A 6,151-nucleotide genomic window follows, 5' to 3' on the forward strand; every position below is an offset into this window, starting at 1 on the left:
ATGCCGGCCGGGGCCCGCTTCCTCCGCCAGCTGGCCGGCCTCTTCCGCTCCGACGACTACTCGCAGCGCCTGATCGCCGCGGCGGCCGGAGCCCAGGATCCCGTGGCCACCGGCCGCCGGATCGCCGTCATCAGTTCGCGCGGTGGTGCGGGCAAGACAACGACGACGGCGGCCCTCGCCTTGGTCTTCGCGGCCATGCGGCAGGATGCCGTGGCGGCCGTCGACAACGATCCGGGCCTCGGCTCGCTCCCTCTGCGGCTGGGCCTGGACACGGCGCCGGCCCTGGACGCGGTGGCCTCCGCCGTCGTCGATAAGGCCCCCGCCACGCGCGACGAACTGGCCGCGCAGCTGGCGGCAGCGGAAGCGAACCTCTTCGCTACCGGAGCCCGCCTGTGGCATCCGCGTGCGGACTACCCGGCGCTGGACCGCGCGCTGACCAGCATCAGCCGCTACTTCCCGATCACGCTGCTGGACTGCCCGACCGGCATCAGCCATCCGGACAGCGTCTGGGCCGTCAAGGCCGCCCACGCCGTGGTGCTCGTCGTGCCGGCCACGGTGGCCGGGACCCAGGACGCGCTCAGCTACCAGCAGGCCTGGCAGCAGGATCCGGCGACGCGGCAGCTGCCGCTGCTGGCCGTGGTGACGGCCACGGATGCCGACGCGCCGCTGGACCCGGTGCACGAGGCCGTCCGGCTCAGCCGCGACGGCCTGGACGCGATGACACTGCCCTACGATCGGCACCTGGCCAGCGGCGTGGAGATCGACCTGGCGCTGCTCGCCCCGCAGACCCGGCTGGATGCCACAGCCCTGGCATCGCGCGTGCTGCAGGCCGCCAACGGGAACCGCTGACCATGGGCGTGACACTGATCCACCGCCCGGCCCGCACCACCGCCCCGGCCCGCTCCGCCGACCCCTTCGCGCTGGATGCCCCGCCGCCCGTGGCCGAGCGGGCCGGCGGCATGAACATGATGTCGCTGGTGCCGCTGCTGGGCGCCGGCGCCTCGATGACCGTGATGATGCTCTTCCGCGGCTCCTCGCTGGCGGCGGTCGGCGCGCTCATGATGATCGTGACCATCCTGGCGTCCATCGCGCTGATGATCAGCCAGAAGGGCAAGCAGGCCAGGCAGGGCCGCGAGCAGCGCGAACGCTACCTCGAGTATCTCGAGCGCGCACGGACCGAGCTGCGCGCGGACGAACAGCAGGCGATCAAGGTCGCGCGCATCGCCAGCCCGCCGCCGTCGGCCTTGTTCGACATCATCCGCAACCCGAAGCGCCTGTGGGAACGACGGCGGCGCAACGAGGATTTCCTGCACGTCCGGTTGGGCAGCGGGGAACGGCGGAACCGGGAAATCCGGGTCAACGACTCCTCCTCCAGCCTGCAGCAGAGCGACACGTTCATGACCACCGAGCTGGAGATCCTGAGGCAGCGGTTCGAGTCCTCGCCGGAGCTGCCGCTGACCGTGCCGCTGGACTCGGCCGGCAACGTGAGCGTGGTGGGCTCGCGGGAGTTCGCCCTGGCCGTCTGCCGGAACCTGCTGGTGGAGGCGGCGGCCTTCCATTCGCCCGAGGACCTGCATGTGGCGCTCTCCATCCCCGAGGACCGCTACGAGGACTGGGCGTGGGCCACGTGGCTGCCGCACCTGGCCGACCAGTCGAAGACCCATGCCACCGGTCCGGTGCGCCGGCTCGCCCCGGGCCTGGACGCGCTCTCCGACGTGCTGAAGGAGGACCTGCAGAACCGGTCCACCATCGCCGCCGAAGCGCGGAAGAACTACTTAAAGGGTGGAGTCGGCAACAGCATGCCGCGGCTGCTGGTCATCGCCGACACCTACGGCGCCGAGCCGCAGGAGCTGGCGCTGGCGGACAAGCACGCGGCACCGGGCCAGCTTGGCATCACCGTCATATACCTGGTGGAGAACCGCGGCTCCGAGCCGGGCGAAGTCAGCATCCGCATCAGCGAATCCGGCACTGCCCCGGGTGGGTTCATCAGCCAGAACTACCGCGAGGATCCGGTCGATCCGCTGACCGAAGCGGGCTCTTTGGATGAGCTGCCGCCCGCCACGGCGGAGGCCCTGGCGCGCGAGCTGGCCCCGCTGCGGCTCTCCCCCGACTCGCTGGAGCACAACAGCAGCGAGAGCTCGCTGGACTACCTCGAGATGCTGGGGCTGTCGAAGCGGCTCGACGCGGACGACATCCACCGGCTGTGGCAGCCGCGCGGCGAGATCGACTTCCTGCGCGTGCCGCTCGGCCCGGACGACCGCGGCAAGCCGGCCATGCTGGACCTGAAGGAAGCGGCCCAGTTCGGCATGGGCCCGCACGGCCTCTGCGTCGGTGCCACCGGCTCCGGCAAGTCCGAAATGCTGCGCAGCCTGGTGCTGGGCCTGCTGGCCACCCACTCCCCCGAGGTGCTGGCCATGGTGCTCGTGGACTTCAAGGGCGGCGCAACCTTCGCCCCGTTCGAAGGCGCCCCGCAGGTCACCGGCATCATCACCAACCTCTCCGACGACCTGACGCTGATCGAGCGCGTCTACGCCAGCCTGAACGGGGAGATCCTGCGGCGCCAGGAGCTGCTCAAGGCCGCCGGCAACATCGCCAACATCACCGACTACCAGCTGCACCGGCAGGAGCGGCTGGCCCGCGGCGAGCAGATGGAGCCGCTGCCGCATCTGGTGGTCATCATCGACGAGTTCGGCGAGCTGCTCACCGCCCGGCCGGACTTCATCGAGCTCTTCCTGTCCATCGGGCGCATCGGCCGCTCCATCGGCGTGCACCTGCTGCTGAGCAGCCAGCGGATCGAAGGCGGCAAGCTGCGCGGCCTGGACACCTACCTGTCCTACCGGATCGGCCTGCGCACGCTCTCCGAGGCGGAGAGCCGCACCGTGCTGGACACCCCGGACGCCTTCCACCTGCCGCCGGTGCCGGGCTTCGGCTACCTCAAGGTGGACACCACCACCTACACCCGCTTCAAGTCCGGCTACGTCTCCGGCCCGGTGGACGCGGAAGAGGCCGACGACGAACCGCAGGACGCGGAGCCTTTGGTCCTCCCCGTCCCGCGGTACGCCGCAGTCCTGGAGGCACCGCCGTCGTCCGCCGCTGCCAAGCCCAAGGCCGGCCTGAAGACGAAAGCCTCGCAGCGCACCACCGGGCCCACCGTGATGTCCACCCTGATGGACACGCTGCGCACGTTCCCGCGCTCGGTGAAGCCGATCTGGCTGCCGCCGCTGCCCCAGGGCATCGCGCTGGACACCGCGGCCGGCTCCGCCACCGCCACCAGCCAGGGCATCCGGCTGGCCAAGGGCGGCAACCTGCGCGTGCCGATCGGGCTGCTCGACGATCCGGCCAAGCAGTGGCAGGGCCTGTGGGAGCTGGACCTGAACAATGCCGGCGGCAACGTCATCATTGTGGGCGGCCCGCAGTCCGGCAAGAGCACGGCGCTGCGCACCATCGTCGCCAGCCTGGCGCTGACGCACAGCCCCTCCGAGGTGGGCATCTACGCGGTCGACCTGCTCGGCAGCTCGCTGCTGCCGCTGGAGGGCCTGCCGCACGTGGGCGGCGTGGCCGTACGCACCAACCGCGAAGTGGTCCGCCGCACCATTGAGGAGATCTTCGCGATGCTGGCGGTGCGCGAGCAGGTCTTCGAGCGCTACCAGATCGACTCTCTGCAGACGCTGCGGCGGATGTGCGCCAAGGGCATGATCCCGGAGCTGGCGAGCGCGGACATCGTGCTGGTGCTGGACGGCTATGGCCAGCTCAGCGACGAGTTCGACGACGTCGAGAAGCAGGTGCAGTCCATCATCTCGCGCGGCGGCGGCTACGGCATCCACGTCATCGTGACGTCGGTCCGCACCAACGAGGTGCGCATCGCGCAGCAGAGCTTTTTCGGCAACCGGATCGAGCTGCGGCTGGGTGACCCGGCCGAGTCGGCGTTCGGTCGGAAGCTGGCCGAGGGCATCAGCGCGGACCGGCCGGGGCGCGCGCTGATGGACCAGAAGCTGATCGGGCACCTTGCGCTGCCGCGCATCGATGGCAATCCCGATCCGGACACCGCTGCGCAGGGCATGCGGGACCTGGTGGCCGCCGTCGCTGCCTCCACCGATGACCGGGCCATGCAGGTGCGCGTGCTGCCGCCGCTGGTGGACGCCAGCGCGGTCCAGGTACCGCCCCGGCCGGGCCGGATTCCATTGGGGCTGCGGGAGACGGACCTCGGCACCGAGTACCTGGACATGCACAGCAAGGACCGGCACCTGGTGGTGCTCGGCGACGAGGGCGCGGGCAAGTCCAACCTGATGCGCTCGGTGATCCGGTCCCTCTCCGCCCAGCACGAGCCCGAGGACCTGGTCTTCGCGGTGTTCGACCCGCGCCGGGGCCTCGCCGACGAGGTGCCCGAGGAGTACCTGGGCGGCTATGCGACCAGCCCCGCGCTGGCCGAACAGCTCGCCGGCGCGGTAGCCACGGAGCTGGACAAGCGGGTGAACGGAAACAACGACGGCGGCGCGGCCGACGGCGGCAAGCCTCCGCGCGTTGTGCTCATCATCGACGATTACGATGTGCTCACCGCTGGCGGCTCCTCGCCGCTGAGCCGGCTGGTGCCGTACCTGCCGCTGGGCCCGGAGATCGGGCTGCATGCTGTGCTCTCCCGCCGCGTGCGCGGAGCCAGCCGCGGCATGTACGAATCGTTCTTCATGTCGCTGCGCGATTCGGGCAGCACCGGGCTCCTGATGTCCGGCGACCGGGGCGAAGGCGCCCTCCTGAACGGCATCCGCGCCCGCTCGCTGCCGCCGGGCCGCGCGCAGCTGGTGCAGGCCGGCAAGCCGGTCAACACCGTCCAGCTCTACTACCACGGCACGGGAGAAGACATCGATGAGCTCTGACTGGACCGTGGTCAGCCTCCGGGAGCCGGACCAGCTGACCCTGATCGAGGCGATGGTCGCCGCCGTGCCGGAGCTGCACGTCCGCCAGGCCGCGGACGATTCGCTGCTGGAGCTGCTGGACGATGCGGGAGAACTGCAGCTGGCCATCGAGCTGCCCCGGCTCATCCGCGTCCCGCAGGAAGCCACCCGGCTGCTCGCCGGGGCGCAGATCTCGGCCGTGCCCGGAACCACGGTGCCGGCGGTCTTTGCACCGGGCAGCGGGGACCCGGCGGGCCAGGCGCTCTGGTGGCAGGAGATCCACGTCCGCGACGGCGTTCCGCAGGCAGCGGCCCATGCCGAATCCCTCTGCCACGAGATCGCCCGCCGCTGCGATGGCGTGGTGGCACTGCCGCAGGGAGCCGGTGCATGAGCCACGCCTCCGCCTTCGATTTCCGCAGCGCCGCCACCGGCGTGGTGTTCCAGGACAAGCCGCTGGCCACGCTCTCGCCCTGGCTGGCCAAGTCGCGCGCCGCCGCGGGCCAGGACGGCCTGCAGTTCACCCTGGTCACGCCCAGCTCCACCGCCGTCAGCCTGCCGCTGGGTGCCATGCTGGCCGAGCCGGGCTGCCAGTGGCTGGCGACGACGGCGGAGGGCACCTTTTTCGACGGCTTCACCGGACGCGTGCACCAGTGGGATGGCGCCGCCTTCCAGCCGTTGGACGAGATCGGCGAGGACTTCCTGCTCACGCCGGCGCTGCCCAGCGGGCTGGTCCATGTCCGCGCCGAGACCATGCATCCGGCCAGCCACAGCACACGGATCGGCGGCTTCACCGCGCAGCTCTTCACCGAGCTCACCGGCGCCGCTCCTACCGGCTGGGGCGTGGCCGAACCGGTCAGCGAACCGTGGGACGAAGCCGCCGTAACGGCGCACTGCTTCGAGCGGGCGCCGGAAACCGCGTTCCTGGTCGTCGTCGGGCACCCGCGCGTCGGCACTGCCGCTCCGGTTATCGCCGTGGTGACCGTGGAACGTTCCTTCCACGGCGTGCACGAAAGCGTGGAGCTGCTAGTGGAGAGCCCGGAGCCGCTCGATGCGGGGCAGCTGGACTCCTTCAGCGCCCGCATGCACCGGAACCATGCACGCACCGCCGTCCTGGGGCATGCGCTGGCCTTCAGCAGCCTCGCCCGCCCGGCCCGGTTCACCGGTGTCTCGGTTCCGGCCTGCGCCGTCTTCGGCCCGGAAGCCCTGCAGGACTACGGGGCGGACGCCGCGCTGGCAGCTGCCGGTCCGCGGGCCCGGCTGAT

At 71.1% G+C, this 6,151-nt stretch carries 4 protein-coding genes; all 4 read left to right on the forward strand.

Annotation, left to right across the window (positions count from 1 at the left end; translation table 11 throughout):
- A partial coding sequence (locus tag D477_RS20205) for a MinD/ParA family ATP-binding protein (protein ID WP_005274880.1) occupies window positions 1-849 on the forward strand: 849 nt, incomplete at its 5' end.
- Between the two features lie 2 nt (window positions 850-851).
- Window positions 852-4,871 (forward strand): type VII secretion protein EccC, encoded by a 4,020-nt coding sequence (locus D477_RS20210; RefSeq protein ID WP_005274882.1) that lies wholly within the window; start codon window positions 852-854, stop codon window positions 4,869-4,871.
- Window positions 4,861-5,280, forward strand: a complete 420-nt coding sequence (locus tag D477_RS20215) for a hypothetical protein (protein WP_005274884.1) — start codon at window positions 4,861-4,863, stop codon at window positions 5,278-5,280. Before D477_RS20210 ends, D477_RS20215 begins: the two co-directional genes overlap by 11 nt.
- The coding region (locus tag D477_RS20220) for a DUF6177 family protein (RefSeq protein WP_005274886.1) at window positions 5,277-6,151 on the forward strand (875 nt) is incomplete at its 3' end. The genes D477_RS20215 and D477_RS20220, both read left to right, overlap by 4 nt.

It is taken from the genome of Arthrobacter crystallopoietes BAB-32 (genome assembly GCF_000328305.2).
GTDB lineage: Bacteria > Actinomycetota > Actinomycetes > Actinomycetales > Micrococcaceae > Crystallibacter > Crystallibacter crystallopoietes_A.